The sequence below is a fragment of the Mesorhizobium sp. B1-1-1 genome, from assembly GCF_006442955.1.
Classification (GTDB): Bacteria; Pseudomonadota; Alphaproteobacteria; order Rhizobiales; family Rhizobiaceae; genus Mesorhizobium.
In genome coordinates, this window is record NZ_VFWW01000003.1 from 219,872 (window position 1) to 245,910 (window position 26,039).

Here is a 26,039-nt window from a genome sequence, read left to right on the forward strand (position 1 = left end):
GTAAGTCTTGGCCGCCCGGTAAGCGGGCCGTCAGGGTGTTGCGACCTATAGGGGGAGTTCGGCGCCATGACAAGCAAGCCCTGTCAGCCCATCCAGCGAATGCCGAGGTAGCCAATGGAAAGCCAGACAATCGTCGAAGCCCTGCTGCTCGGTCTCTTGGAGGGATTGACCGAGTTCATTCCGGTGTCCTCGACCGGCCATATCCTGCTCGCCGGCCATTTTCTCGGCTTCCACTCGACCGGCAAGGCCTTCGAGATCCTGATCCAGCTCGGCGCCATCCTGGCCATTCTGAGCGTCTATTTCCGGCGCTTGTGGCAGATGCTGCTCGACCTGCCGCATGACCGGCTGACGCGGCATTTCGTCATCGGCATCCTCATCGCCTTCCTGCCGGCGGCCATCATCGGTGCGCTGGCGCATGATTTCATCAAGACCATCCTGTTCGAATCGCCGCGGCTGATCTGCATCATGCTGATCATCGGCGGCGTGGTGCTGCTCGCCGTCGACCGCATGAAGCTCAAGCCGATGTACCGCGACGTCGAACGCTTCCCGACCCGGCTTTACCTGCAGATCGGGCTGTTCCAGTGCCTGTCGCTGATCCCCGGCACCTCGCGCTCGGGCTCGACCATCGTCGGCGCGCTGCTGCTTGGCGTCGACAAGCGGGCGGCGGCGGAATTTTCCTTCTTCCTCGCCATCCCCACCATGGTCGGCGCCTTCGCCTTCGACCTGTTCAAGAACCGCAACGTGCTGACGTCGGCCGACCTGCCGATCATCGCCGTCGGCTTCGTCGCCGCCTTCGTCACCGCGCTGCTCGTGGTGCGCCTGCTGCTCGATTACGTCTCGCGCAAGGGCTATGCGCTGTTCGGCTGGTGGCGGCTGGTGGTCGGCATCGTCGGGCTCGCCGCGCTGATGATCTGGGGGTGACCTCGTCATCCACGGGCGAAGCAAGGAGCGCAGCGACGCCGCGCAGGCCCGTGGATGACGAAGGTGAAGGCCTTCGCGCGCCCCCTTCATGCGAACCTCCTGCGGAGCAGCGCACAAGTCCTGCGGATTCCAGAACACTCCGCTGCGTAAGCTCGCCCTATCATCCCTCAGGCAATGGCGTCCGGCGAGCCGCATCCGCCCCCGCGCAGGCGGTCGGCCGGGCGCCCAATGAGAGGGAACGACGATGAAATTCATGCTGACCGGCAGGAAACTGCACCCGAAAGCCAAACCCGTCGCCGAGGATTTCAGGAGCGGCGCCATCAACCGGCGCGAATATCTGGCGCTCATGGCCGGGCTCGGCGTCAGCGCCGCCGGCGCTTTTGCCCTGGGCGGGCTGGCGCCCACGCCCGCCCGCGCGGCGGAGCCCAAGAAGGGCGGCGTGCTGCGCGTCGCCATGAATGTCAAGGGTTTCAAGGACCCGCGCACCTTCGACGGCGTTGAAATGTCCAATGTCGCGCGCCATTGCAACGAATATCTCGTACGCTGGAACACCGATTTCTCCTTCGAGCCCTGGCTGCTCGAAAAATGGGAGATGAGCGACGACGCCAAGACGCTCACGCTTCATGTGCGCAAGGGTATCACCTGGTCGAACGGCGATGCCTTCAACGCCGACGATGTCGTCCACAACCTCACCCGCTGGTGCGAGGCCGGCGTGGCCGGCAATTCGGTCGCCGCGCGCATGGGCGCGCTGGTCAATGCCGACACCAAGAAGGTGGTCGATGGCGGCATCGAGAAGGTCGACGACCACACCATCAAGCTCAACCTGCCCAAGCCGGACATTTCGCTGATCGCCGGCATGGCCGACTATCCCGCTTTGATCATGCACCGCTCCTATGAGGGCGACGGCGATCCGCTGAAGGCACTTTCGATCACCACCGGCCCTTGCGAGCTGGTGAAGTGGGATGCCGAGACGGGAGCCGAGGTGAAGCGCAAGGACAAGCCGTGGTGGAAGGGCGAATTCCACCTGGATGGGATCCAGTGGATCGATTACGGCTCCGACCCCAACGCCATGCTGTCGGCGTTCGAATCCGGCGAGATCGACACCGACCACGAGACCGCCTCCGATGCCGTCTCGCAGACCGAGCAGATGGGCCTGAAGAATTCCGAGATCGCCACCGGCTCCACCATCGTCGCCCGCTTCAACGTCGCCAACGCGCCCTATGACGACGTCAAGGTGCGCCGCGCCGCCCAGCTCGCCGTCGACAACTCGGCCGTGCTGGCGCTCGGCCTCGGCGGCCGCGGCAAGCCCGCCGACAACCACCATGTCGGCCCCATGCACCCAGAATATGCCGATATCGGCCCGGCCAAGCGCGACGTGGACGCCTCGAAGAAGCTGCTGGCCGAGTCCGGCAAGGCGGACCATGAATACGACCTCATCTCGGTCGACGTCGAATGGCAGAAGAGCACCGGCGACGCCATAGCGGCGCAGATGCGCGAGGCCGGCCTCAAGATCAAGCGCACCGTGCTGCCCGCCGCCACCTTCTGGAACGACTGGAGCAAATATCCCTTCTCCTGCACCGAATGGCTCGGCCGCCCGCTCGGCGTCCAGGTGCTGGCGCTGGCGTACAAATCCGGCGCCGCCTGGAACGAAAGCGCCTACGCCTCGAAGGAGTTCGACGAACTGCTCGACAAGGCGCTCGCCACCCCCGACGCCGCCCAGCGCAAGGAGATCATGGCCGGCATCGAGAAGAATTTGCGCGATTCAGGCATCATCATCCAACCCTACTGGCGCTCGGTCTACCGGACGTATCGCAAGGGGGTGGAAGGGTGCGAACAGCACCAGGCGCTGGAGCAGCATTTCGAGAAGGTGTGGCTGGAAGGGTGAGGCCAGCGCCGACCTGATTTCCTCGCCCCGCGAAAGCGGGGGTCCGAAGGACGGGCGAGACCCGTGGCTCGCCCCGGCAGGGTGGCCCGGCGAAGCCGGGACGGAGAGGGGGACGCCCTCCGCGAAGCCAAAATCCTATCAGGCATAGGCAGGCAAGCTGCTATCCTCTCAGGAACCCCTGAAACAACCTCCCAGCGCCGCGCAAACCCCTCTCCGTCCCGGCTTCGCCGGGCCACCTCTCCCCACTGCGTGGGGCGAGGAACCAGCGCCATCCTGCCGCCCCATCAGCATCTCCAGCGCTAGCCGCTCACCGTCAGGCAAGGCGGCGCCAACGCTGGTTCTTCCTTCTCCCCTTGTGGGGTCCGAAGGACGGGGCGAGACCTGTGGCTCGCCCCAGGGCGGTGGCCTCGCGAAGCGAGGTCGGATGAGGGGTGCTCCAGCTTGGCGCCACGTCAACAGCTAACCAAACCAGAAAACCCCAACGCCTCACTCCGCTGGAACACCCCTCAACCGTCTCGGCGCTGGCGCGCCGATCCACCGCCCTGGGCGAGTCACGGGCCTCGCCCGCCCTTCGGGCCCCACAAGGGGAGAAGGAAAGCTGGCCGCAACGCCGGCTTCATCCCTGCAACGCTGGCGATTGGCGAAAGCGGCGACAACAGCGTCCTTCGCCCCGTTTACGGGGAGAAGATGGCGGCAGCCAGATGAGGGGCAGCGCCAACGCTCGTCTTGTTGCGGATTCGACTGACACGGAGGCAAAGAGAAGTCGAATGTTTGCGGAGCCATATGACCTTCGTTAGGATCATCAGGACCGTATAGCTTGATCTGATCGATACGACATTGCGCCAAAGCTGCCCCTCGATCGTCGCTACACCCGGCCAGCACAAGCAGTGACACCAGACATGACCAGCCGGTCTTCATCCACCTCTCGTTTATAAATTTGCGTCTAATCGGGCATTAATACTTTTCACGATAGAAATCACCATCCGGTTGACATTGCGAAGGATTGAAAGCGGCCTGCGGGACGGTGTTGACATAGACGAGAGTATCCACCCAGTTTCGCCCTGCAAACTTTGTAAAGGGCTCACGCTTCACGTAGGCATAGAAACTCAACGGTCCGTCTATGCGGATGGCCACAGCCATTTCAGCGGGGCCGTTTCCGCTAATGACTTTGACTTTGGCAGAACAGATCGTCTCTCCCGCCTGCGGTGACCAGTGACCACGAAATACTTCGCTTCCGTCGTTTTCGTAATCGAGCGCGTTAACAACGTAGGTGGATCCAGGAGGGAGCGGAGGCATGCCAACTGAAACCATCAATGTTGAAAGGGCGGCATTACAAATATCGTCGCCTAAGCAGTCAGAGATGAGATCTAGGGGGCCTTGTGGGGCCATAACTGGGTTCCAGTGAACGACATAGTCCGTAGCCTGAGCTGGCCCAGTGCAAAGCCAGGTAAGAAGGCAAAAGCTGAAGGTGCTTGCGCGAAGCATGTTTATCCTCCCTGCGCATGGTTCAATACCTTCCGCTTATATCACTGAATGAGCGATCTCCCGGAGACCAATGGTGGTAGATACGGACCTCTAAAAGAGGTCAGATCTTCGCCCCGCCGCCCGGCAATGCGAAGCGCCTTCGGTCTGCGCTTGCTGAAATGACCGGCGCGATGCCGGTGAGACCATTGCCTGAGCAGCGCGCCAGCCACTGGCGAACTGATTAAGGTCCGCCGCGCGCTTTTTCTAGTCCCGCATTGTGGCACGATCACCAAGCTTGGCGGTCTGTACGCATTCGTACAAACCATCGCTGGGCGTTATTTTCTATCGCGGAATCTAAGCGCCGTCCGCTCGTCTAGCGCGCCGGTCGCGAAAGCCGCGTGAGCCCAGCACCACCTGAACGTCGCTGTCGAACGCCCGGGCGCCGTGAACAGGCCGAAGCTGACACAGCCAAGCGCCACCAATACCAGCAGCAACACCTTGCCGCCCGTCGCGCCGATGGCTGGCTCCTTCAGCATGAAGAAGCCGAAGATCGCAGTACCTATGAAGGGGGCCTAGCGCCGGAAAAGGTCTCCCGAGGTGCTGTTGAAGATTTCGATGGGCGGGCATGGGAGCGGAGTGAAGCGGAAACCGACGGATGTGCCTAAGAGTCAAAAAAGGGAATCGCACTGTGAAGAGGCGTCAAGCCGTTAGGCTTCTTCAATTACAAGCGCCAACCGATTCGGGGCAACCGCTTGGCGAAAAAAGCCCCTTGGCGAGTAATCACCGTGATTGAGCCAAATGAAGGTACATCGCGATGCCAACACGAAATACCGAAACCATGTTGAGCTCAGCACATGAGCCCCATTGTAGGGATTCACGAAAATATATTAATGTACAGAAAACTTGGGGCGACTCACATGAATCTAGTTCACTGTCACGCTTTTGCGGTTTCCGCATCTGGTTGGAATCAAGTCCCAAATGTCCAAGGAGGCAGGATATCTCCTGACAGTCAACTCGAATCACTAATCGCCAAAAACATTGAGAAGGCAAAATTTGGTAGCTGCCTAGAATCTGTTTTTGAAACAGATGACAGTAGACAAAATGATATGCGCGCCCTTATCAGAGAACATGGCTTTGGTGATGATACAGCTGCCGACAAAGCTGCTGAGGAAATAGCCCAGAGATTGTGTGTGGCGATGGATAATCGGTCCCATCCTGCTCTTTTGATTATTGCTTCCCGGAGGGACGGCTCCAGTTCTCAGGTTTCGCTTTGGACTTTTCCTCGGGATGAGGCGCTACGTCTTATCAATCAAAAGACGGCTTCGACGCTTCAGGTCCTGACCGATATCTTTAGCCAGACGTCGAGACTGCGCAAAGCCGCCTTCTTTGCAGGAGGTCAAGCCAAAACCGAATTTCTCGGCGGGAAAATACTCGATCTTCAATCGGGCGGTGGCCCAAAAGCCATAGCTGATTTCTGGCTGTCTGACTTCCTGCTGTCGATGCCCGCGATCAAGCCGAAAGCGGGCACTCAGATGATAGCTAGGGCACTAGTCCAGTGCGCCAAGGAGGCTGTCGACCTAACAGATCAGCAGCAGCTTCAGAATGCAGCCATGAGTATTCGAAGCGGCCCAAAGCAGAGATGGAGCCCCCGAGAAATCTCTGAGAATTTCTTCAGTGGCTCACTGGCGAGTAAGTTCGAAAAGAAGTTCCCAAACGCTGCCACTTATAATACGCCGTTCGATATCGACCAAGATACGTATTCAGCGAACTTGAACTTTACGGTTTACAAGCTGGAGTCTGGGGTGGTTGTCTCTAGCCCATTTTCCGAGATCGGTGAGAGCGTGAGAATAAGTGGGACAGCGGATGACGGGGAACGCCTCATCTGCGAAGGCCGTGTGGTGAGCCAGCGAGTAAGGTCACCAAATGGAGTACGTTGAGTTCCGCAAAAATTATGACCAAGTCATCTCTGGACTCGTTAACCTGAAGAGGCGACTCGACGCTTATTTTGAAGAAATTCTAACAAAACTAGAACACATTGACCGATATACGTGCAGAGTGAAGGCACCGGAAAGTGCGTATAAAAAGTACAACGAGAAGTATGCGCCTCAGTCATTCCCTCTTTCTGACTTCGAGGATCTCGTTGCGGTTCGAATTATAGTTTTCTTTACGTCGGACATTCCTCTTGTCAGGTCTGCCCTTTTGGAACATTTCGAGCGAGTTGAGCGCAGCGAAAAGAAGCCGGAGTTCGATGATCAATTCGGATACGAAAGTGAGCACCTGATCCTTGTGATACCACCGCATTTGAAGCCAGAGGCAGGCGACGAGTTCTGCCCTCCTACATTTGAAGTGCAATTGCGTACGATTTTGATGCACGCATACGCCGAGCCGCAGCACGATATATTGTACAAGTCTACTGGCCAGGTCCCGAGAGAAATCCGGCGGCGTCTAGCCTGGATAGCTGCATCGTGTTGGGGCGCAGATCGAGAATATGAAGAGCTCCGCCGGTGGAGTGAAGCTATCGGGAATTGAATCTTAGAGGACTCTCCCATGAAAGTTCGAGACCAACTTCGTGCAATCGCTTTCGAACTCGGAAATAAATCGCCTTATTATTCCAGCGACGACGTTATTGTCGAATTGCGAAGGAAGCGGCCCGACCTGATAGCGCAGGAGTCGAAGAAACTCGAAGACATAGCGCTTCGTAGAATCCTGAACGATGTCGAGAGTCGGCAATCCTCGTCGTTCAATTCGGACCAGGCTGACATGTTCCCTGCGCTCGGTGGCGTCCCTCTATCATTCCGAGGTAAGGACCTTGACGACACAGTGACCGACAAGAGACTTAGGATGCTTCTTCACAAGGTTCCCGTTCGTCTCTTGAGAAAATACGCTGCGCGCGCAAGGTCCACTCGAGAGAAGAAAACGAAGATCGACCTCATTCAAGAATTACTCGAAAAATATTCACGCTATCTGCACTCCGACAACGATTCGTTATCCGACGCGCTCAAACGATATGACGAGGAGCATAGAGAAACATCGATCTAAAGAGACGAAAACGTCTTTGCCATAACTTCTCTAAAGTATTGGAAATTACCTGCGGCCAGTTGGAGTTTTCCGCGTGCGGACAAAGATATTAGAACTGCTAGCGCCCTAGCCTGACAGTTTATAGAGCGCTCAGGGTTGAATTCGATATCAGAAAAGCCTTCATACTCGGACAACCTTCTGCGAAGAAAGTCTTCGTGTTGATTTAGACATCTGATGTATATCCAGTCATAAAAGGCGTTGGCAGGCTTACTGTCGTATCTATCGCCCTCTAGCAGAAAATAAACGATCTCCCCCGATGACCTTAGCCTTGGATCAGCCTTACACTCCCGAGCAGTTAAATTAAATAAGTCATCAAACGGTCCGGCATCGGCAAAAACCTTGCTACCTTGGTATATGCACTCCAATGGTATCGTTTTTTCTTCGAGCCTATACTTGAGATTAAATGCGCTTAGACGGCGTCCAATTTCGTCCTCCGACTTGGTAGAAATTTCAAGCACTTTACCTAATCCGGCATTTCCGGCTGCCCGGTGTAGTTCATGAATGTTTTTCCGTTTCTGGCTTTCCGCGAATCCGGGATTCCACGAAAAACTGAAAGTTTGGGTATCAAATAGCTGATCACCTGAGTTGGTCGGGAGGAATATAGGTCTGGTGGCCATTACAGGTTCTTCATCATGGAGATGGGAACTTGGCCGGGGATTAGCACTTCGTACTTTGACGCTTGGTTCAGCCTTGCCCTGACTTCAAGGTCTTTCCAGTCGGTCCACTCATATAGAACCTCCCAGTCAAGTTGATCGCTGGCTTCCTGCCATGTCAGGATTTTCATGCCTGCTTTGTTTGATACGCCCGCCGTGAAGCGGACCCCTTCAATTTCTAGCACTTCCGGTTTGATGTTCAAAAATTTAGTTTCGAGGATCCGACCGTCCTTCTTGGCAAGCCATTCCATCGGATGTCTGTCACGCATACAGAGGTTGACATAGTTGTCGAGTCCAATGCGCGTTGCAGAGTCCTGGCTCCAGCCATTTCCGCCTGCGGCGTTCACTACCACTTCCTGCCTACGGAGTTCTCTGAGCGAAAGCAGCCCATGCTCCTTAATAGAGGGAATATTTCGGGTGTCTGTGAAGTGGAATAGCGACCGCTTCCCAAGCGCCTTAACAAACTCGTCAATTTCCATTGTGCCCTCCCAAACACGTTAAACGTACAAAAACCTCACCCAACGGTGTTGCATGGGCTAGTCCTAATTCGACACCGAGCCCGACATTAGGTTCAATGTAGCCGGATGCAGTATCAAATCGATATGGGAAATGAGTCGAGAACGCAAAACTCCACCAATGTTGACAGCATGTTACTGACAACGAAACTTTGCTGAGCGCAATATTAGAAACGGGGATACGTGCGCAGTCCCGCAACCCTGACCTCCGAGGAGTCGAACCCGCTGCCTGCGGCAAGAGGTCGTTGTCTATTGGCCTGCAGCCATACACCCCACCCCTTGGCGACTAAGCAGGCGCAACCTATCTCAATCCCCCATCTTCAAGGCCTGGATAAACGCCTCCTGCGGGATATCCACCTTGCCGAACTGGCGCATCCGCTTCTTGCCCTCTTTCTGCTTGTCGAGCAGCTTGCGCTTGCGGCTCACGTCGCCGCCGTAGCACTTCGCGGTGACGTCCTTGCGCAGGGCGGAGATGGTTTCGCGGGCGATGACCTTGCCGCCGATGGCAGCCTGGATAGGGATCTTGAACAGATGGTGCGGGATCAGTTCCTTCAGCTTCTCGCACATCTGGCGGCCGCGCTTTTCCGCCGCGGTGCGGTGGACCAGCATGGAGAGCGCGTCGACCGGCTCCTCGTTGACCAGGATCGACATCTTCACCAGATCGCCCTCGCGATAGTCGGTGAGGTGATAGTCGAACGAGGCATAGCCCTTGGAGATCGACTTCAGGCGGTCGTAGAAATCGAAGACGACTTCGTTGAGCGGCAGGTCGTAGGTCAGCATGGCGCGCTTGCCGACATAGGAGAGGTCGGCCTGGATGCCGCGCCGGTCCTGGCAGAGTTTCAATATGCCGCCGAGATAGTCGTCGGGGGTGAGGATGGTGGCGCGGATCCACGGCTCCTCGATGGCCGAGATCTTCACCACGTCGGGCATGTCGGCCGGGTTGTGCAGCTCCTTCACCGAGCCGTCATTGAGCAGCAGCCGGTAGACGACCGATGGCGCGGTGGCGATCAGGTCGAGGTTGAACTCGCGCTCCAGCCGCTCCTGGATGATTTCCAGATGCAGCAAGCCAAGGAAGCCGCAGCGATAGCCGAAGCCGAGCGCGGCGCTGGTTTCCATTTCATAGGAGAAGGAGGCGTCGTTGAGGCGCAGCTTGCCGACCGCGGCGCGCAGGTCCTCGAAATCGGCGGCATCGACCGGGAACAGGCCGCAGAACACCACCGGCTGCGCCGGCTTGAAGCCGGGCAGGGCGTGCGCGGTCTGGCGCTTGTCCTCGGTGATGGTGTCGCCGACGCGGGTGTCGGCCACTTCCTTGATCGAGCCGGTGAAGAAGCCGAACTCGCCGGGGCCGAGCTCGTCGACATTGATGCGGGCGGGCGTGAACACGCCGGTGCGCTCGACCTGGTATTTGGCGCCGGTGCCCATCATGCGGATGGTCTGGCCCTTCTTCAGCACACCGTCGATGATGCGCACCAAAACGATGACGCCGAGATAGGCGTCGTACCAGCTGTCGACCAGCATCGCCTTCAAGGGCGCGGTCGCGTCGCCCTCGCGCGGCGGCGGCAATTGGTGGACGATGGCTTCGAGCACATCGGGAATGCCAAGGCCGGTCTTGGCCGAGATCAGCACGGCGTTGGAAGCGTCGATGCCGATCACCTCCTCGACCTGCTCGCGGATGCGCTCGGGCTCGGCGGCCGGCAGGTCGACCTTGTTCAGCACCACGACGATCTCGTGATTGTTGTCGATGGCCTGGTAGACATTGGCGAGCGTCTGCGCCTCGACGCCCTGAGAGGCGTCGACCACCAGCAGCGAGCCTTCGCAGGCGGCCAGCGAGCGCGACACTTCATAGGCGAAGTCGACATGGCCGGGCGTGTCGATGAGGTTGAGGATATAGTCCTCGCCATTGTTGGCGCGGTATTTCAGCCGCACCGTCTGCGCCTTGATGGTGATGCCGCGCTCGCGCTCGATGTCCATCGAGTCCAGCACCTGCTCCTTCATGTCGCGCAGCTCCAGCCCGCCGGTGAGCTGGATCAGGCGGTCGGCAAGGGTGGATTTGCCATGGTCGATATGGGCGACGATGGAGAAATTCCTGATATGGTCGAGGGGCGTGCTCATGCCGCGCGCTTTAGCAGGGGCGGCAAGCGGCGGCAAGGCTTGCGGCGCAAGGGCCCCCTTGGCGATCACAAAGCGGTGAACCGGGTGCGAAAGCCCGAAACAGCGGGCGGGGGCGGCCGGATGCTTAAACTTTGAACGATCCTCTTAGACCCCGGTTTGCCGGCGCATGTTAGTTCCCCCGCAGGTAACCGTTTTTTGGGGTAAGAAAAAATGCCGGGGCTTGCAGGAAGGTTCGCCCGCTCTCGCGGCGGCTCGATGATGCCGCTGTTCTTCATCAGCCTGGTGCCGCTGGTCACCGTGGTCGGCTTCTCGGTCGACTATACATCGGCGGTCCAGACCCGCTCCAACATGCAGCAGGCGCTCGACGCGGCGACGCTGGCCATCACCACGCTGCCGAAGACGACGGCGCTGGCGGCCCGCCAGCAGATGCTCCGGGACACCTTTGCCGCCAATGGCGGGCAAGGCACCGCCACGCTGGTGAGCTTCACCATCGCGGCCAACGGCACCGCCACGGCGCAGGCTTCCGCGAGCTTCGCCATGCCGACCGACTTCATGCAGATCGCCAGGATCGACACCGTGCCGGTCGGCGTCACCTCGGCGGTCAACAAGGCGGCGGCCCTGGTGCAGACCACCTTCAAGATCGAGAAGGCGTCGGGCTGGTGGGACAAGACGATGTATCTCTACGGCACGCGATTTGGCTCGACCACGAAGCAGAAGCTGATGCAGATCAGCTATGTCTACAACAAGGGCGGCGATCCCAAGGGCTATGGCACCACCACCGTCTCAACCGTCAGCGGCACCACGCTTACCCAGGTGCAGCAGCAGGTGTGCAACACCACGACGGTCGCCAATTTCGACAACACGCCCTCTGGCGCCATCACCAGCACCGACGGCAACGGCGTCATGCGGCAGACCGTCTGCACCACCACGCCGGCCAACAGCACCGGCGCGGTCATCGACGTCAGCCAGATGGACCAGCTCTATCTGGAGATGAACGTGCCTTCCGCCGCGACGGCCAAACCAGCCCAGCCGACCACGCTGAGGTCGAACGATCCGAACACCTCGAACCGGCTCTATATCGGCACCAGCCCGACCGACATGCCTGAAATCGCCACGGGCCAGACCGTCGACATCTTCACCGCCGTGCCGTGCGGCCAGACAGGCTACCAGGCCTGGGAAGACGGCGGCTCCGCCGTGCCGGCGCCCGTCGTCAACGCCGACTTCTTCTACACCGTGATGGGCAAATGCGACTTCAACCAGCGCCCCTCGCAAACCGTGCTGACGCAGTAGAGGCGAAGCTGCCGATCTCCCCCCTCGTGGGGGAGATGGCCGGCAGGCCAGAGGGGGGCGCTGCCCCGCCGGCCTTGCCTGGGTCCACGGAACTCGTCCTCCACTTTCCCGATCTGCCGCCTACTCTCTGCCGTCGCGACAACGGCTGTCGAACCGCGTCCAGGTAGGTGCTCTACGACGCCCCCCTCTGTCCTGCCGGACATCTCCCCCACGAGGGGGGAGATCGGCTGTCGCGACGGCCTTTGCCAATCTCCGGCCTCTTGGAGTCCGACCAACCTTCATCACAAACCGGTGAGCGCTGTAACGAAGCGATAATTGGCGGCGAAGTGGGGACATGAGCGGCGCATCTCGGCGCCGTCGCCCACGGAGCAATTCCATGTCGCAAGCCAAACGCAGCAGGTTCCTCGCAGTGTCCAGCCTGGGCGCGCTTGCGCTCGCGGCGTCGCTCGGCGCGGCCGCGGCGCAGCCGCTTACCGTTGTCGAGCTGTTCACCAGCCAGGGCTGCTCGTCCTGCCCGCCGGCCAATGCCAATCTGATCAAGGTCAAGGACCAGCCTGGCGTGCTGGCGCTGTCCTTCAATGTCACCTACTGGGACTATCTCGGCTGGAAGGACATTTTCGGCCGGCAGGAGTTCACGCAGCGCCAGGTGAGCTACGAGCCGCCGCTCGGCCGTGACGGGCCGTTCACGCCGCAGGTGGTGGTCAACGGCCATGCCGACGCGGTCGGCGCCGCGCCCGGCGAGATCGAGCGGCTGATTGCAGCGAGCGGCCGCATCAAGGGACCGTCGCTGTCGCTCGATGGCGGCAAGGCCAGCATCGGCGCGGGGAGCGTGCCGGGCGGCAAGGCCGACATCTGGCTGGTGCGCTATGCCAGGGGCGTCGTCGAGGTGCCCGTGGCGCGCGGCGAGAACACCGGCCGCACCTTGCCGCACGGCAATGTCGTGCATGCGCTGAAAAAGCTCGGCAGCTGGACCGGAGAGGCCACGACGCTCGACGTGCCGGCGGCCGCCGACGGCCTCAGCACCGCCGTGCTGGTGCAGTCGCCCGGCGGCGGGCCGATCCTGGCCGCGGCCGCCGATTAGCTTGCCTCCGGGAACTTCCCGGTTGCGGGGAGAGACCATGCCCGATCAGAAATTGCGCAACGCCGCGCCTGCGGCGCCGCAACAGCCGGCCGCCGCGAGGGCGCGCCACCCAACCAAGGAGACCATCATGACCGTTCTTTCCCGCCTGACGCTGCCGGCGCTTGCGCTCGCTTTGTGCTCGACGGCATTGCTGGCAGGCGGCATCGCCCGTGCCGACGAGGCCACCAACGCCATGAAACCCGCCGCCGACGCGATGAAACCGGCAACCGATGCGATGAAGCCGGCCGACCCGATGGCCACCAATGCCATGAAGCCCGCCGCCGATGCTATGAAACCGGCGGACGCCATGAAGCCGGCGGTCGACGCGATGAAGCCGGCGACGGATGCGATGAAGCCTGCCAACTAGGTCAAGCCGCGGCGGAGAGTTACGCACCCGCTGGGGCCGCACGAGAATGTGAGCCTCCGCCGCAACTCGCGCATCGCGCCGGCTCCGCCAATTCAATAGACTGGACCCTATGCAAGCCATGAGGAGTGCAACCATGACCGACATCAAGAACCGTTCGAGCGGCTTCGTCCGCGGCGCGCTCGCGGCCCTCGCGCTCGCCGTCGCGGGCGCCGCCTTCTGGCTCACCCCAGCGGTTTCGGCGGAAGACGCCGTGGCGATCCCGCCGCCGGCGCTGGATGAAAAGGCCGCGGGCGGCAGCGAGACGGCAGTCTTCGCCGGCGGCTGCTTCTGGGGCGTGCAGGGCGTGTTCCAGCACGTCAAGGGCGTCACCAAGGCGGTCTCGGGCTATACCGGCGGCGCCAAGGACGACGCCGTCTACGAGACGGTCGGCACCGGCCGCACCGGCCATGCCGAATCCGTCGAGATCACCTACGATCCCTCCAAAGTCACCTATGGCCAGCTGCTGCAGGTGTATTTCTCGGTCGCCCACAATCCGACCCAGCTCAATTATCAGGGTCCCGACTCCGGCACGCAGTACCGCTCGACGATCTTCGCCGAAAACGACACGCAGAAGAAGATCGCGCAGAACTACATCGCCCAGCTCGACCAGGCCAAGCTGTTCGGCAAACCCATCGTCACCACGATCGAAACCGGCAAGACCTTCTATCCGGCCGAGGAGTACCACCAGGATTTCCTGACGCTCAATCCGACCTATCCCTACATCGTCTACAACGACCTGCCAAAGGTGGCGAATTTGAAGACGCTGTTCCCGAAGCTTTACAGCGACAAGCCGGTGCTGGTGCTGTCGGCCAGCAATTGAGGTTCAGAAGCGGAGGCGCTGGCGGGAAGCGCCTCCTGCTGCCCTGCCGGCCAGAGGGGGCGCGAGGGATCGCGGCCTCTCCTGCGAAGAAGGCTACACCCTCTTCCGCCACGGCAGGCTCCAGCGCGCCTTCTCCAGCGAGGCCTTGGCTTCGACCGTGGCCGGGGCGGCCTGGGCTTCGCGGTATTGCACCGAGCCCTGCGGCGGATAGGGCAGGCTGTCGTTGAGCTCCAGCCTGTCGAGCTGGCTGAAATCGGGGAAAGGCAGTTTTTCCTCCTCGCGCCAGGCGCTGACCCGCTTTTCCGCGGCGATGCGCTTTTCCTGGTCGAGCGGCAGGTCGGCGGCGCTGTATTCCAGCTGCGCCGGGAATGCGAACTGGGCGCCGGCCTCGTCCATCACCGCGATCATCGACAGCAATATGTCCTCGCGGATGGCGAGAAACTCCGAGCCATCCGCGGTCGTGATGTAGGTGAAGACCTCGATGTCGAGCGAATAGGGGCCGAAGCCGACGAAGCGCACGCGGCACGGGTCGTCGATGACGCGCGGATGAGCGATCAGGAGCTTGCGCAGCGCCGCCAGCGTGTAGCGCAGCTGGTCGGGCGTCGTCTCGTAGCGCAATTGCAGCGTGGTGGCGAAGCGGGTGCGGTCGCGATGGGCGTAGTTCTCGATCTGCATGCCGGCGAAGTCGGAATTGGGCACCGAGATCACCGTGCGGTCGACCGAGCGGATGCGGGTCGAGCGCATGCCGATATGCTCGATGGTGCCGGACTGGTTGCCGAACTTGCAGAAGTCACCGACGCTGACCGGCCGGTCGGCATAGAGCGTCAGGCCGGAAAGAAAATTCTGCAGCGTCGGCTGCGCCGCCAGCGCCACCGCCAGGCCGCCAATGCCGAGGCCGGCCAGCACGCCCTGATAGGGGATCGCCAGCACCTCGGCCAGGAGCAGGAAGGCGACCACCAGGGCGGCGATGCGCGCCACGCCGGTCAGCAGCGAGATCAGCGTCTCGTGGTAGCCGGGCACGTTGAAGGTGGCGCGGTAGCGCTCGGCGATCTTGCCGATCAGGTGCCAGACGACGGGAACCGCGCCGATCAGGATCAGGCTCCAGGCCGCCGCCTTGGCGGATGCCGCGATCACCTGCGGCAAGCCGAGCGGCCGCAGCGCAAACAGCAGGAACAGGCCGAGGAAGATCGAGCGCACCGCCCATTCGACGACGCGGAAGAAGCCGGCCCGCCCGGAACTCCTGCCGCGGCCGGCGAAGAACACGATCACCGCGTTGGCAAGGAAGCCGAAGGCGATGCCGGCAAGCCCGGCAATGCCGAGCCCCAGCCATTGCCAGCGTTCGATCGGCCCGGCGCGGGTCAAAAGGGCAGGGCTGATCTCACGGGCAAGGCCCCTGGTGGCGAAGAAGGGATCGTTGCTGGCGAAGGCGGTGAATTCCGGCGCCACCGGCGCATCCTCGATATCGGCATAGAGCGTGCGGATGTTGGCCAGCGTTTCCGGCGTGAATTTCCACAGCTTGCCGCCTTTCTCCGTCCCCACCGGAGCGACGACGATGTTGCCGGCCGGATGCTCGAAATACACATAGGGCGTGTTGCTTTGGGGATCGTCGGGAATTTCCTGCCAGTAGACGTAGCCGATGCGGTCGATGACTTTCTTGAGATAGCTCTCGAGCAGAACCGCCTCGTCGGACCGCACCGCCGGATTGTAACCGCGCATGTCGAGCGCCGTTTGCGTCGAACCGCCATTCTGGTCGGCGATGCCGCCGAGCAGCATCTTGAACGTGTCGCGCGGCGAGGCGAGCTTGGCCGGATCGTCGACCATGTCGGGGGCTTCGCCACGCGCCGCCTGGAACTCGGCGAGCTTGGCCTGCAGCACGGCGAGCTGCGGCCCGACGATGAACCATTCGCCGGCCTTGCGGCGGAAGGTGACGTCGAAGAAAACCTTGCTGCCATATTGCTGCAGCCTGGCTGTCACCTCGTCGCCGGGGATCGCATCATGCGGCAGGTTCCACAGGCGCAAGGTGGCGTTGTCGATCACCGAAAACAGGAGCTTGGTGTAATCGGGCATGTTGAGGCCGCCGCGATCGGCCTCCGTGACGTCGACGAGGCCGGCCGCCAGCGCGGCAAGGCCCATGCCGCCGCCGGTGGCGCGCGGCACATTGTCGGCGCCGCTCTCGTTCATGGTCTGCAGGAACGAGCGCATCGTCGTCATGGGGCTGGTCTGGTCGACCTTGAGGGTCTCGGCGGCGTCGACGCGCACGCCCGTCCACCATTCGGCGGTGGCGGATTCGAAACGGCCCATGAAGCTGGCGCTGTCCGGCGCCATGACGAAGCTGAACTCGCCCTGGCGACTGCCCTCGAACCAGCGGCCGAACAGCTTTTCGCCTTCGGCCTTGGCTTCGATGCGGCCGCCATACAGGGGATAGACGCCCTTCACCTCGGCGCCGTCCTGCTCGAAGGTGATCTGGGCGCCGCCGCCGCGCCATTTGGTGTCCCAAACACCGGCCCAGTTGGCCGTCTGCTGGGCATAAGCGGGCTGAATGACAGGCAGCAGGCCGGCCAGCGCAAGCGCGGCGATCAGCGTGACCAGGCGGATCAGGACCAGAGCAATTCCAGGAAAGCGGCGTAGCGATTTTCCCGGGAAAACTGCGTAGCGCTGCCGCGCCTGCGGATCGTGTTCTATCGAGGCAACCGGGACACCGCGCATTGCATTGCCCTTCTTCTCGGACCGCTGCCATCAGGCCGCAGCATGTCGCGGAAGGTTATTCCGCGTGAAGATGAATATTGTCTTTCCGGCAGGCGACAGGCGGCAGGCGGAGGCGATGATTTCGCGCCGTCGCCTGGCCCTTCAATCGTAGGTCAGGTCCCTCGCCTTGCCGCCGAACACGCGGTAGGCATAGAAGGAATAGAAGATGATGATCGGCAGCACGACCACGGTGCCGGCCAGGATGATGGCCAGGCTTTCGGGTGCGGAAGCCGCCTGCCAGATGGTCAGCCTGTCGGGCACCACGAACGGATAGAACGACCAGGCGAGCCCGGCAAAGCCCAGCGCGAAGATGGCGGCCAGGGTCAGGAACGGCGTCAGCGAATGGCGGTCGTCGGGCCTGGGCAGATGAGAGGTCTGCCGCCACAGCCCCAGGAACAGCAGCGCCGACACGATCGGCAGCGGCGACAGATAGAGCATTTCGGGCAGGACGAACCATTTGGCGAAGATGCGCGGGCTGGCGAAGGGCGTGGCCAGCGACACGGCAGCCATGCCGAGCGCGGTCAGCACCAATGTAGTGCGCAGCCAGCGCACCGCCTTCTTCTGCAAGTCGCCTTCGGCCTTGTAGATGACCCAGGCCGCCCCCATCGCGGCGTAGGCCGCCGCCAGGCAGAACGCCACCAGCACGCCGAACGCCATGCCGCCCAGGCCGAAGTCGAGGCCAAGCACATAGACGCCCAGCATATAGCCTTGCGCCAGCGAGGCAATGAGCGAGCCGAGGAAGAAGATGCGGTTCCAGCGATGCTTGCGCTCCGTCGCCACCTTGGCGCGGAAGTCGAAGGCCACGCCGCGCAGGATGAGGCCGACCAGAAGCACGAACACCGGGATATAGAGCGCGCTGAGGATGACGCCATGCGCCATCGGAAAGGCGACCAGCAGAAGGCCGACGGCCAGCACCAGCCAGGTCTCGTTGGCATCCCAGAACGGGCCGATGGCGGCGATCATGGTGTCCTGCTCGGCGTCCTCGGCCGCCGCGAACAGGATGCCGATGCCGAGATCGAAGCCGTCGAGAATGACATAGATCAGGATGGCGAGGCCCATCAGGCCGGCGAAGATGAGGGGGAGCAGGGTCGGCCAGTCATAGGTCATTTCTCTCTCTCTCCTACTCGCCAGCCGCGGGCTGCGACATCGGCTTGTTGAGCACGCCCGGCAGCGGCGAGGTGTCGCCGTCCTTGGCCGCCTTCAGCGCCAGGTGGACCAGAACGCCGAGATAGGCGATCAGCAACAGCACGTAGAGAGCGAGATAGACGGCCAGCGTCAGCGCCACATGGCTGCCGGCCACCGGGCCGACGGCGTCGGCGGTCCTCAGCACGCCCGTCACCAGCCAGGGCTGGCGGCCGATCTCCGTCGTATACCAGCCGGCGAGCGTCGCCACCCAACCGGAGATGGTCATCGGCACCATGAGCAGCGCCAGCGGCCTCGGCAAGCCATGACGGCGCTTGAGGAAGAAGGCGGCCGACCAGGAGACGGCGAGCATCAACAGGCCGGTGCCGACCATGACGCGAAAACCCCAGAACACCGGGAAGACGGGCGGATGGTTGCCGGGATAGTCGTTGAGTCCCGGTACCACGCCCCTGGCACTGTGCCGCAGGATCCAGCTCGCCCCGTTGGGAATGGTCACCTCGAACCTGTTTTCCCTGGCCGCTTCATCCGGAATGGCAAACAGCACCAGCGGCACATTGGGGCCGGTGTTCCAGTTGGCTTCCATGGCGGCGATCTTCTGCGGCTGGTGCTCGAGCGTGTTCAGGCCGTGCTGGTCGCCGGCAAGGATCTGGATGGGAATGAGGATGGCGGCGGTGAAGACGCCGGTGCGCAGCGCCTTCCACATCGATTCCGAGCGGTCGCCCTTGAGGTAGCGCAGCGCCGACAGGCCGGCGATGAGAAACGATACCGTAAGCCCGGAGGCGAGCAGCATATGGACGAGACGGTAGGGCATGGAGGGATTGAAGAGGATCGCCCACCAGTCGACGGCGTGGGCGACGCCGTCGCGCATCTCGAAGCCGACCGGCGTCTGCATCCACGAGTTCAGCGCGATGATCCAGAAGGCCGACACGGTGGTGCCGCCGGCCACCAGCACGGTCGCCAGCGTGTGGATGCGGTTGGAAACGCGGCGGAAGCCGAACAGCATGATGCCGAGGAAGGCTGCCTCGAGGAAAAAGGCGGTGAGGATTTCGTAGGCCAGCAGCGGCCCGGCGATGTTGCCGACCGTTTCCATGTAGCCCGGCCAGTTGGTGCCGAACTGAAAGCTCATGGTGACGCCGGAAACCACGCCCATGGCGAAAGACAATGCGAACACCTTCACCCAGGTGAAATAGGCGCGCATCCAGGCCGAATCATTGGTCGCGTTGTAGCGGAGCTTGAAGAAAAGCAGCACCCAGCCGAGTGCGATGGTGATGGCTGGAAACAGAATATGAAACGAAATATTCGCACCGAACTGAATGCGCGAAAGGATGAGCGGGTCCATGGCGGGCTCCGGCTGCTTCTAATAAGCGGAGAATAGGCTTGTAGGGCCGGCCGGTCAAAGCGGCGTCCCGCCGCGAGGCGGAACGCCGCAGCGCCATGCGGCGGCAATGTCGAGAACTGTCAGCAACGGCATTGACTTGCGGTTGCATGCGGCGACATTCGTCCTATATCTGGGGTCCTCTTTCAAGCAGCCGTTTTCAGCCATGCAGCCTGTCATCTCCATTTCCGGGGTCACCAAGACCTACGCCACCGGCTTCAAGGCGCTGAAGGAAATCAATCTCGACATCGAGCGCGGCGAGATTTTCGCGCTGCTTGGCCCCAACGGCGCCGGCAAGACGACGCTGATCTCCATCGTCTGCGGCATCGTCAACCGTTCGTCTGGCAGCGTCACGGTGGATGGCCACGACATCACCAGAGACTATCGCGCCGCGCGCGGCCTGATCGGGCTGGTGCCGCAGGAACTGACCATCGATGCCTTCGAGAGCGTCTGGGCGACGGTCAACTACAGCCGCGGCCTGTTCGGCAAGCCGGCAAACCATGCCTTTGTCGAGAAGGTGCTGCGCGACCTGTCGCTGTGGGACAAGAAGGACGCCAAGGCGATCACGCTTTCGGGCGGCATGAAGCGGCGGCTGATGATCGCCAAGGCGCTGTCGCACGAACCGCGCGTGCTGTTCCTCGACGAGCCGACGGCCGGCGTCGACGTCGAACTGCGCCAGGACATGTGGGCGATGGTGCGGCGGCTGCGCGAGGACGGCGTCACCATCATCCTCACCACCCACTATATCGAGGAGGCCGAGGCGATGGCCGACCGCGTCGGCGTCATCAACCGCGGCGAGATCATCCTGGTCGAGGGCAAGGCCGAACTGATGCGCAAGCTCGGCCGCAAGCGCCTGGTGATGGAACTGCGCAGCCCGCTCGGCGCCATTCCGGACGCCTTCTCGCACTACGCCCTGGAATTGTCGCCGGATGGCGGGCAGATCACCTACACCTATGACAACCAGAGCGACCGGCCGGGCGTGGCGTCGCTGATCCGCGATCTCGAGGCCGCCGACATCCAGTTCCGCGACCTGGACACGCAGAACAGTTCGCTGGAGGAGATCTTCGTCAATCTTCTGAGGCAAGAGCCATGAACCTGCGCGCGGTATGGGCGATCTACCGGGTGGAGATGGCGCGCGCGCTGCGCACCGTTTTGCAGAGCATCGTCTCGCCCGTGCTGTCGACGTCGCTGTATTTCGTCGTCTTCGGCTCGGCCATCGGTTCGCGCATCACCGAGATCGACGGCATCAGCTACGGCGCCTTCATCGTGCCCGGGCTGATCATGCTGTCGCTTTTGACGCAGTCGATCTCCAACGCCTCCTTCGCCATCTACTTCCCGAAATTCGTCGGCTCGATCTACGAGCTGTTGTCGGCTCCGGTCTCCTATCTCGAGATCGTCCTCGCCTATGTCGGGGGCGCCGCCACAAAGTCGATCATCCTCGGCCTGATCATCCTGGCGACGGCCTCGCTGTTCGTGCCGCTCTCGATCCAGCATCCGTTCTGGATGCTGGCCTTCCTGGTGCTGACGGCGGTGACCTTCAGCCTGTTCGGCTTCATCATCGGAATCTGGGCCAGGAGCTTCGAGCAGTTGCAACTGGTGCCGCTGCTGATCATCACGCCGCTGACCTTCCTCGGTGGCAGCTTCTATTCCATCAACATGCTGCCGGGCGCCTGGCGCACGGTGACGCTGTTCAATCCGGTCGTCTATCTGATCAGCGGCTTCCGCTGGAGCTTTTTCGGAAAATCGGACGTTTCGGTCGGCATCAGCCTCGGCATGACCGTGGTGTTTCTGCTGATCTGCGTGGCGACCGTCGCCTGGATATTCAAGACCGGCTACCGGCTGAGGAATTGAGGGGCGAAGCCACGCTGAACCGCGGTCAGAGCTAGATCGCCTTCACCAGCCGCAGCAGGCCCAGCATCTCGACATAGGTTCCCTCACGGAAGGCGACGTAGACCGGCTCCTCGATGCCGTGGAAACGACGCTTGAACGCCGCCTGCCCCTGCAGGTTGAAGCGGCGGCGGTTGACCCAGGGCGAATCATAGGCGCGCTGGAAGGCGTTGCGCCAGAAATCGCTTTCGGCGAATCCGCTGGGGCCGACGTCGACCAGCGGCGACAGCCCGAGCGTGACGACCGAAATGCCTTCCTCGCGAAAGCGGTCGACGGCGAATTTGGTCAGGCCGACCTCCGCATGCGGCGAGGCGTCGATGTGCTTGCGCTTGAAGGCTGTGGTGTAGCCGATGACCTTGCCGCCGCGAAACAGCGGATCGAAGTCGAGCAGGGCGACCAGTTCGCCATCGGGGCCGTGCAGCACGAAGCGGCGCATGTCGACGCCCACATGATCGGCGAAGTGCCGGTTGAGGAAGCCCATTTCCCAACGCTTGACGATGCGGTCGCCGCGCCAGTTCGCCGAAAGCCGAGAGATCTCGTCGAGAAAGATCGTCCGCTTGTCCTCGGCGAACGAAAAGCCCTTCTTCAACAGCCAGCGCTCGGAGTAGCGCACGGTTTCGTTGCGCTTGCCGGAAAAATCGTGTTCGGGCAGCGGCAGACGGGTGTCGATGCCCAGCCGGTTGACCTTGTAGCCGAGCCCGGCCAGCACCCGCGCCGACTGTTCGCCGATCTGCACGAACCAGGGGCTGCCGGCGGTCTCGACGAAGCGCCTGATATAGTCGGCCCGATGGGCCGGATCGGCGACCGGGTCGCCGAGCGCGAAATGATGCTTCATCTTGGTGCCGAAGGCGATGTAACCGTCGGCGTCGCCGAAATAGGAGAGCCTGCCTTGCACGGCGGAGGAGTAGGCGAGTGAGAAGTCGCCGTGGCGGCGCACCAGCGCCAGCCGTTCGGCATGGGTGAACGCCTGGCGCTCGACCTTTGGCGAGGCACGCTCGAGGATTTTGTCGAGATAGATCCGCAAGGAGGGCATGGGTCGAGATTCCGCGTGCATCTGCGGCGCGCACCCGGGTACGCTATACGCCGTGGCGCCTTGATTTTGCACAGGAAGCCGAAAAAAGCGTTTCGAGGACTTCGGATTCCTGTACCGGTAACAGAGATCCGCCAGCCCCCGGATCTCGAATCAATCACATTGCCGCGACCTGATTATCGCCGATCTCGCGTATATGCCATATAGGACGCAACCGCGGTGCGGCGCATGGCCTCGAAATCCGGGGCCGATCTGCTGTATGGATCATGCGCGGGAGGGCGTTCTGCCGGTGTCGGCGGAAGCGCCACAAGGGTGGAATGGGGTTCGTGAGCGAATGGCAGATACGACAATCAGACCGGCAGCGCACCAGACGGTAACTATCGAACCGGCGATCGTCATCGGCGCCGGCGCCGCCGGTCTCGCGGCAGCGCAGGCGCTGGTCAAGGCCGGCGTGGCGACGGCGATCCTGGAAAAGGAGAGCCGGTTGGCCGAGCCATGGCATCGGCGTCACCAGCAGCTGCGCCTCAATACTCACCGCGACCTTTCGGCACTTCCCGGCCTTGCCTATCCGAAGGGCACGCTCGCCTTCCCCCACAGAACCGCCGTCATCCGCTATCTGAACGATTTCAGCGAGGCGAACCGGCTGCCGGTGGAGCTCGGCGTCGCCGTCGAGGCGGTCCTGTTCAGGGGCGACCACTGGGCGATAGAGACCAGCGCCGGGATGCGCCTGGCGCGCCACGTCGTGATCGCCACCGGCCGCGACAGACAGCCGTTCATCCCCGACTGGAAAGGAATGCGGGATTTCGCCGGCCGCATCATCCATTCGGCGGATTTCGGCGACGCGAAGGACTATGCCGGCAAGAAGGTGCTGGTCGTCGGCGCCGGCAATTCGGGTATAGACGCGCTCAACCACCTGGCGCAGGCAAGCACCGCCTCGCTGTGGCTGTCGGCCCGCAACGGTCCGTCGGTCCTGCCCAAGCGCATCGGCAAGATTGCCGTGCACCGGCTGTCGCCGCTGATGGCGCGGTTGCCTTTGCGGGTCGCCGATGCGGTGATCGCCTTGACGCAGCGCCTGGTTTTCGGCGACCTGACGAAATTCGGCGTGCCGCCGGCACCGGTGGGCGGCGCCAGCCGCCTGACCACCGACTACACAGCGATCGCCGCCGACGAGGGCGCGATCGACGCCATCCGCTCGGGCAGGATCACCGTCGTGCCGGGGGTGCGAGAATTCACCCGCGACGGCGTCATCCTGGCCAATGGCAGCCTGATCGATCCCGACATCGTCATTGCCGCGACGGGCTACCGCACCGGGCTTGAGCAGATGGTCGGCAATCTCGGCGTGCTCGACGGCAAGGGCGTTCCGGTCTTCAACGGCGGCGATGCGGATCCGAAACTGCCTGGCCTCTGGTTCACCGGCATGCGGCCGAGCATCCGCGGCTGCTTCGCCAATGCCGCCATCCAGGCCAAGGCGATCGCCGAGCGGATTGCCCGGCGGATCGCCAATTCCGGCCCCTGAACCGGGCTGGAGGTTCGTTTTACGCGTCGGACGGAACCCCACTTTCCTGGAATTGCCCTCTAAATCGCGATCTTGCCGCCGCCTTGCCTGGTAATGGCGACGACCGCCGGCCGCACCGGCATGTCCGCCTTGAAATCGGGCCAGCGCGTCGACGGATCCTCATAATAGGACGGGCGGCCGAACGCCTCCCAATCCTCGCCGCCGTCGCCTGGATGCTGGACGGCGACGAAGGCGGTCTGATCGTCGGGCGCAAACAGCGGCCCGCACATTTCAGCGCCGATCGGCACGCGGAAAAACAGTTTTGACGTCGCGCGCGCCGGCCCTTCGGTGTCGACCGCCCACAGGCCGTCGGTGCGGCCGGTAGCCTTCGGCCCTTGGCCGTCGGTGGCGACCCACAGGCGCCCGGCTGAATCGACCGCGCAATTGTCGGGCATGCCGAACCAGCCATTGGCCGTGGTGGCGGTGGAGAAGGTGGCGCCGACATCGGCAACCGCCGGATCGCCGCATTTCAGGAGCACCTCCCATCTGCCCCTGGTGCCGGCGAAATCGCCGCCGTCCTCCGATATCTCGATGATATGGCCGAAGGCGTTGTCGGCGCGCGGGTTGGCGGCGTCGACCTGGTCGGCCTTGCGCTTGGAATTGTTGGTCAGCATGACATAGACCTTGCCGTTGACACGATTGGGCTGGATGTCCTCGGGGCGGTCCATCTTGGTGGCGCCGAGCAGGTCGGCGGCACGCCGCGTCTCGATCAACACGTCGGCCTGGCCGGCAAAGCCGTTCTCGGCCGTCAGCGGGCCCTGGCCGAAGACGATCGGCAGCCATTCCACCGTACCGTCCGCGGCGAATTTGGCGACATGCAGCGTGCCGTCATCGAGCAGGTTCATGTTGGCGGCGCGGTCGTCCGGATCGAAACGGCCCGCGGTGACGAATTTGTAGACGTACTCGAAGCGCTCGTCGTCGCCGAGATAGAAGACGACGCGGCCATCCTTGGCGACGATCGATTCGGCGCCTTCATGCTTGAAGCGGCCCATTGCGGTGCGCTTCCTGGGCGTGGATGTCGGATCGTTGACGTCGACCTCGACGATCCAGCCGAAACGGTTGGGCTCGTTCGGCTCCTTGGCGAGGTCGAAACGATCGTAATGCGCGCCCCATTCATAGGCGCCTTCCGGAATGCCGAGGCGCTTGTAGTTGGCGGCTTCCTTATGGCCTTCCGGCAGTTCACCGGAGAAATAGCCGTGGATGTTCTCCTCGGCCATGACATAGGTGCCCCAAGGCGTGACGCCGCCGGCGCAGTTGTTGAATGTGCCGATGACCTTGGTGCCGGATGGGTCGGCATTGGTCTTGACGCGGTCATGACCGGCGACCGGGCCCGACAGCGCCATTTCGGTGTTGGAGGTGATGCGGCGGTTCAACTTGCCGTCGCGCACCACCTGCCACTTGCCGCCTTCCTTGCGGATCTCGACGATGGTGCCGCCATGTGCCGCCATCTCGACATCGACCTGCTCCTTCGAGAGCGGCGCGAGTTCGGCCGCCTTCTTGCCGTCCTTCTCGACGATCTTGACGATGCCCGGGAACATCAGATGCGGATTGGTGTATTCGTGGTTGACGACCAGCAGGCCATGCTCGGCGGAGCCACCGATCCCGATATAGCCGACATAGTCATTGTTGTAGCCGAATTGTCTTGCCTGGGCCTCAGCCGACTGCCTGGCCGGGTCGAACTCCGGCGAATCGGCAAACAGCGGATCGCCCCAGCGCAACAGCACGTCGGCATCGTAGCCCGGCGCGACATGGTGCTTGTCGTCGATACCGGCTTCGAGTTCCTCGAACGAGAAGGCGGAGCCCTCGGCGGCACGCGCATCGTCGGCGGCCACGAGCGCCAGCGGGCTGACGGTGGCGGCAATGGCCGAGACGGCCAGCGAGCCCTTGAGGAAGGCGCGGCGGGAGAACCGCTCGGCAATGATTTCGCCCATGGTGCGGTTTTCGGTGGGGTTGGTCGCCGGACCGTTGCTTTCCTCAAGCAGGCTGGTGCGGAATCGGGCGTCGGGCGAGCGATGGTCGGTCATGGTCTGCCTCTGGCTG

The 26,039-nt window shown here is 62.3% G+C and carries 21 protein-coding genes; 12 read left to right on the forward strand and 9 right to left on the reverse strand.

Annotation, left to right across the window (positions count from 1 at the left end; genetic code table 11):
* Positions 1–114 precede the first annotated feature (114 nt).
* Both FJ986_RS06665 and FJ986_RS06670 read left to right on the forward strand, forming a co-directional pair.
* Positions 115–921: an undecaprenyl-diphosphate phosphatase gene (locus FJ986_RS06665; protein ID WP_140524368.1), complete on the forward strand. Its 807-nt coding sequence runs from the start codon at positions 115–117 to the stop codon at positions 919–921.
* Between the two features lie 244 nt (positions 922–1,165).
* Positions 1,166–2,806, forward strand: coding sequence for an ABC transporter substrate-binding protein (locus FJ986_RS06670; RefSeq protein WP_140673770.1), 1,641 nt, complete (start codon positions 1,166–1,168; stop codon positions 2,804–2,806).
* A gap of 954 nt (positions 2,807–3,760) precedes the next feature.
* Here FJ986_RS06670 and FJ986_RS06675 read toward each other — a convergent pair.
* Positions 3,761–4,291 (reverse strand): hypothetical protein, encoded by a 531-nt coding sequence (locus FJ986_RS06675; protein WP_140673772.1) that lies wholly within the window; start codon positions 4,289–4,291, stop codon positions 3,761–3,763.
* Between the two features lie 869 nt (positions 4,292–5,160).
* Between FJ986_RS06675 and FJ986_RS06680 the strand changes: the two genes are divergently transcribed.
* The 3 genes from FJ986_RS06680 to FJ986_RS06690 are packed head-to-tail and all read left to right on the forward strand — an operon-like array spanning position 5,161 to position 7,309.
* Positions 5,161–6,207 (forward strand): hypothetical protein, encoded by a 1,047-nt coding sequence (locus FJ986_RS06680; RefSeq protein WP_140673774.1) that lies wholly within the window; start codon positions 5,161–5,163, stop codon positions 6,205–6,207.
* On the forward strand, positions 6,194–6,799 hold the full coding sequence (locus FJ986_RS06685; protein ID WP_140673776.1) for a hypothetical protein: 606 nt from the start codon (positions 6,194–6,196) through the stop codon (positions 6,797–6,799). The genes FJ986_RS06680 and FJ986_RS06685 overlap by 14 nt, the downstream gene beginning before the upstream one ends.
* Positions 6,800–6,817: 18 nt before the next feature.
* Positions 6,818–7,309 (forward strand): hypothetical protein, encoded by a 492-nt coding sequence (locus FJ986_RS06690; protein WP_140673778.1) that lies wholly within the window; start codon positions 6,818–6,820, stop codon positions 7,307–7,309.
* Here FJ986_RS06690 and FJ986_RS06695 read toward each other — a convergent pair.
* From FJ986_RS06695 to lepA, 3 genes are all read right to left on the reverse strand, one after another.
* Positions 7,306–7,965 carry a hypothetical protein gene (locus FJ986_RS06695; RefSeq protein ID WP_140673780.1) on the reverse strand — a complete coding sequence of 220 codons (660 nt, stop codon included), beginning with the start codon at positions 7,963–7,965 and terminating at the stop codon, positions 7,306–7,308. The two genes, FJ986_RS06690 and FJ986_RS06695, sit on opposite strands and share 4 nt — an antisense overlap.
* The gene (locus FJ986_RS06700) at positions 7,965–8,480 is read right to left on the reverse strand and encodes a DarT ssDNA thymidine ADP-ribosyltransferase family protein (RefSeq protein WP_140673782.1); all 516 of its coding nucleotides are present in this window, start codon (positions 8,478–8,480) and stop codon (positions 7,965–7,967) included. Before FJ986_RS06700 ends, FJ986_RS06695 begins: the two co-directional genes overlap by 1 nt.
* 342 nt (positions 8,481–8,822) lie before the next feature.
* On the reverse strand, positions 8,823–10,628 hold the full coding sequence (lepA, locus tag FJ986_RS06705; protein WP_140673784.1) for a translation elongation factor 4: 1,806 nt from the start codon (positions 10,626–10,628) through the stop codon (positions 8,823–8,825).
* 210 nt (positions 10,629–10,838) lie between these two features.
* Here lepA and FJ986_RS06710 point away from each other — a divergent pair, with 210 nt between their 5' ends.
* The 4 genes from FJ986_RS06710 (at position 10,839) to msrA (ending at position 14,264) form a co-directional block, all read left to right on the forward strand.
* Complete coding sequence (locus tag FJ986_RS06710) at positions 10,839–11,918, forward strand: TadE/TadG family type IV pilus assembly protein (RefSeq protein ID WP_140625282.1); 1,080 nt, start codon at positions 10,839–10,841, stop codon at positions 11,916–11,918.
* A gap of 376 nt (positions 11,919–12,294) precedes the next feature.
* Positions 12,295–12,999 carry a DUF1223 domain-containing protein gene (locus FJ986_RS06720; RefSeq protein WP_140673787.1) on the forward strand — a complete coding sequence of 235 codons (705 nt, stop codon included), beginning with the start codon at positions 12,295–12,297 and terminating at the stop codon, positions 12,997–12,999.
* A 127-nt stretch (positions 13,000–13,126) separates the two neighbouring features.
* A complete protein-coding gene (locus FJ986_RS06725; protein ID WP_140628472.1) occupies positions 13,127–13,405 on the forward strand; it encodes a hypothetical protein in 279 nt (92 codons plus the stop codon).
* Positions 13,406–13,538: 133 nt separating this feature from the next.
* Positions 13,539–14,264, forward strand: a complete 726-nt coding sequence (gene msrA, locus FJ986_RS06730) for a peptide-methionine (S)-S-oxide reductase MsrA (protein ID WP_140673789.1) — start codon at positions 13,539–13,541, stop codon at positions 14,262–14,264.
* 93 nt (positions 14,265–14,357) lie between these two features.
* Here the strand turns inward: msrA and FJ986_RS06735 are convergent, their stop codons facing one another.
* The 3 genes from FJ986_RS06735 to FJ986_RS06745 form a co-directional block, all read right to left on the reverse strand.
* Entirely contained in the window at positions 14,358–16,970 is a 2,613-nt protein-coding gene (locus FJ986_RS06735) for a mechanosensitive ion channel family protein (RefSeq protein WP_140673791.1), read from the reverse strand.
* A gap of 141 nt (positions 16,971–17,111) precedes the next feature.
* Positions 17,112–18,116: a cytochrome d ubiquinol oxidase subunit II gene (locus FJ986_RS06740; RefSeq protein ID WP_140662561.1), complete on the reverse strand. Its 1,005-nt coding sequence runs from the start codon at positions 18,114–18,116 to the stop codon at positions 17,112–17,114.
* 13 nt (positions 18,117–18,129) lie between these two features.
* A complete protein-coding gene (locus FJ986_RS06745; RefSeq protein ID WP_140491737.1) occupies positions 18,130–19,491 on the reverse strand; it encodes a cytochrome ubiquinol oxidase subunit I in 1,362 nt (453 codons plus the stop codon).
* 202 nt (positions 19,492–19,693) lie between these two features.
* Here FJ986_RS06745 and FJ986_RS06750 point away from each other — a divergent pair, with 202 nt between their 5' ends.
* Positions 19,694–20,620, forward strand: a complete 927-nt coding sequence (locus tag FJ986_RS06750; RefSeq protein WP_140655140.1) for an ABC transporter ATP-binding protein — start codon at positions 19,694–19,696, stop codon at positions 20,618–20,620.
* Complete coding sequence (locus tag FJ986_RS06755; protein ID WP_140551751.1) at positions 20,617–21,378, forward strand: ABC transporter permease; 762 nt, start codon at positions 20,617–20,619, stop codon at positions 21,376–21,378. Before FJ986_RS06750 ends, FJ986_RS06755 begins: the two co-directional genes overlap by 4 nt.
* Positions 21,379–21,409: 31 nt before the next feature.
* Here the strand turns inward: FJ986_RS06755 and FJ986_RS06760 are convergent, their stop codons facing one another.
* Positions 21,410–22,447 (reverse strand): phosphatidylglycerol lysyltransferase domain-containing protein, encoded by a 1,038-nt coding sequence (locus FJ986_RS06760; protein WP_140559137.1) that lies wholly within the window; start codon positions 22,445–22,447, stop codon positions 21,410–21,412.
* A 331-nt stretch (positions 22,448–22,778) separates the two neighbouring features.
* Here FJ986_RS06760 and FJ986_RS06765 point away from each other — a divergent pair, with 331 nt between their 5' ends.
* The gene (locus FJ986_RS06765) at positions 22,779–23,960 is read left to right on the forward strand and encodes an NAD(P)/FAD-dependent oxidoreductase (RefSeq protein ID WP_140673793.1); all 1,182 of its coding nucleotides are present in this window, start codon (positions 22,779–22,781) and stop codon (positions 23,958–23,960) included.
* Positions 23,961–24,019: 59 nt separating this feature from the next.
* Here the strand turns inward: FJ986_RS06765 and FJ986_RS06770 are convergent, their stop codons facing one another.
* Positions 24,020–26,023, reverse strand: coding sequence for a PhoX family phosphatase (locus tag FJ986_RS06770; protein WP_140673795.1), 2,004 nt, complete (start codon positions 26,021–26,023; stop codon positions 24,020–24,022).
* Positions 26,024–26,039: the final 16 nt, after the last annotated feature.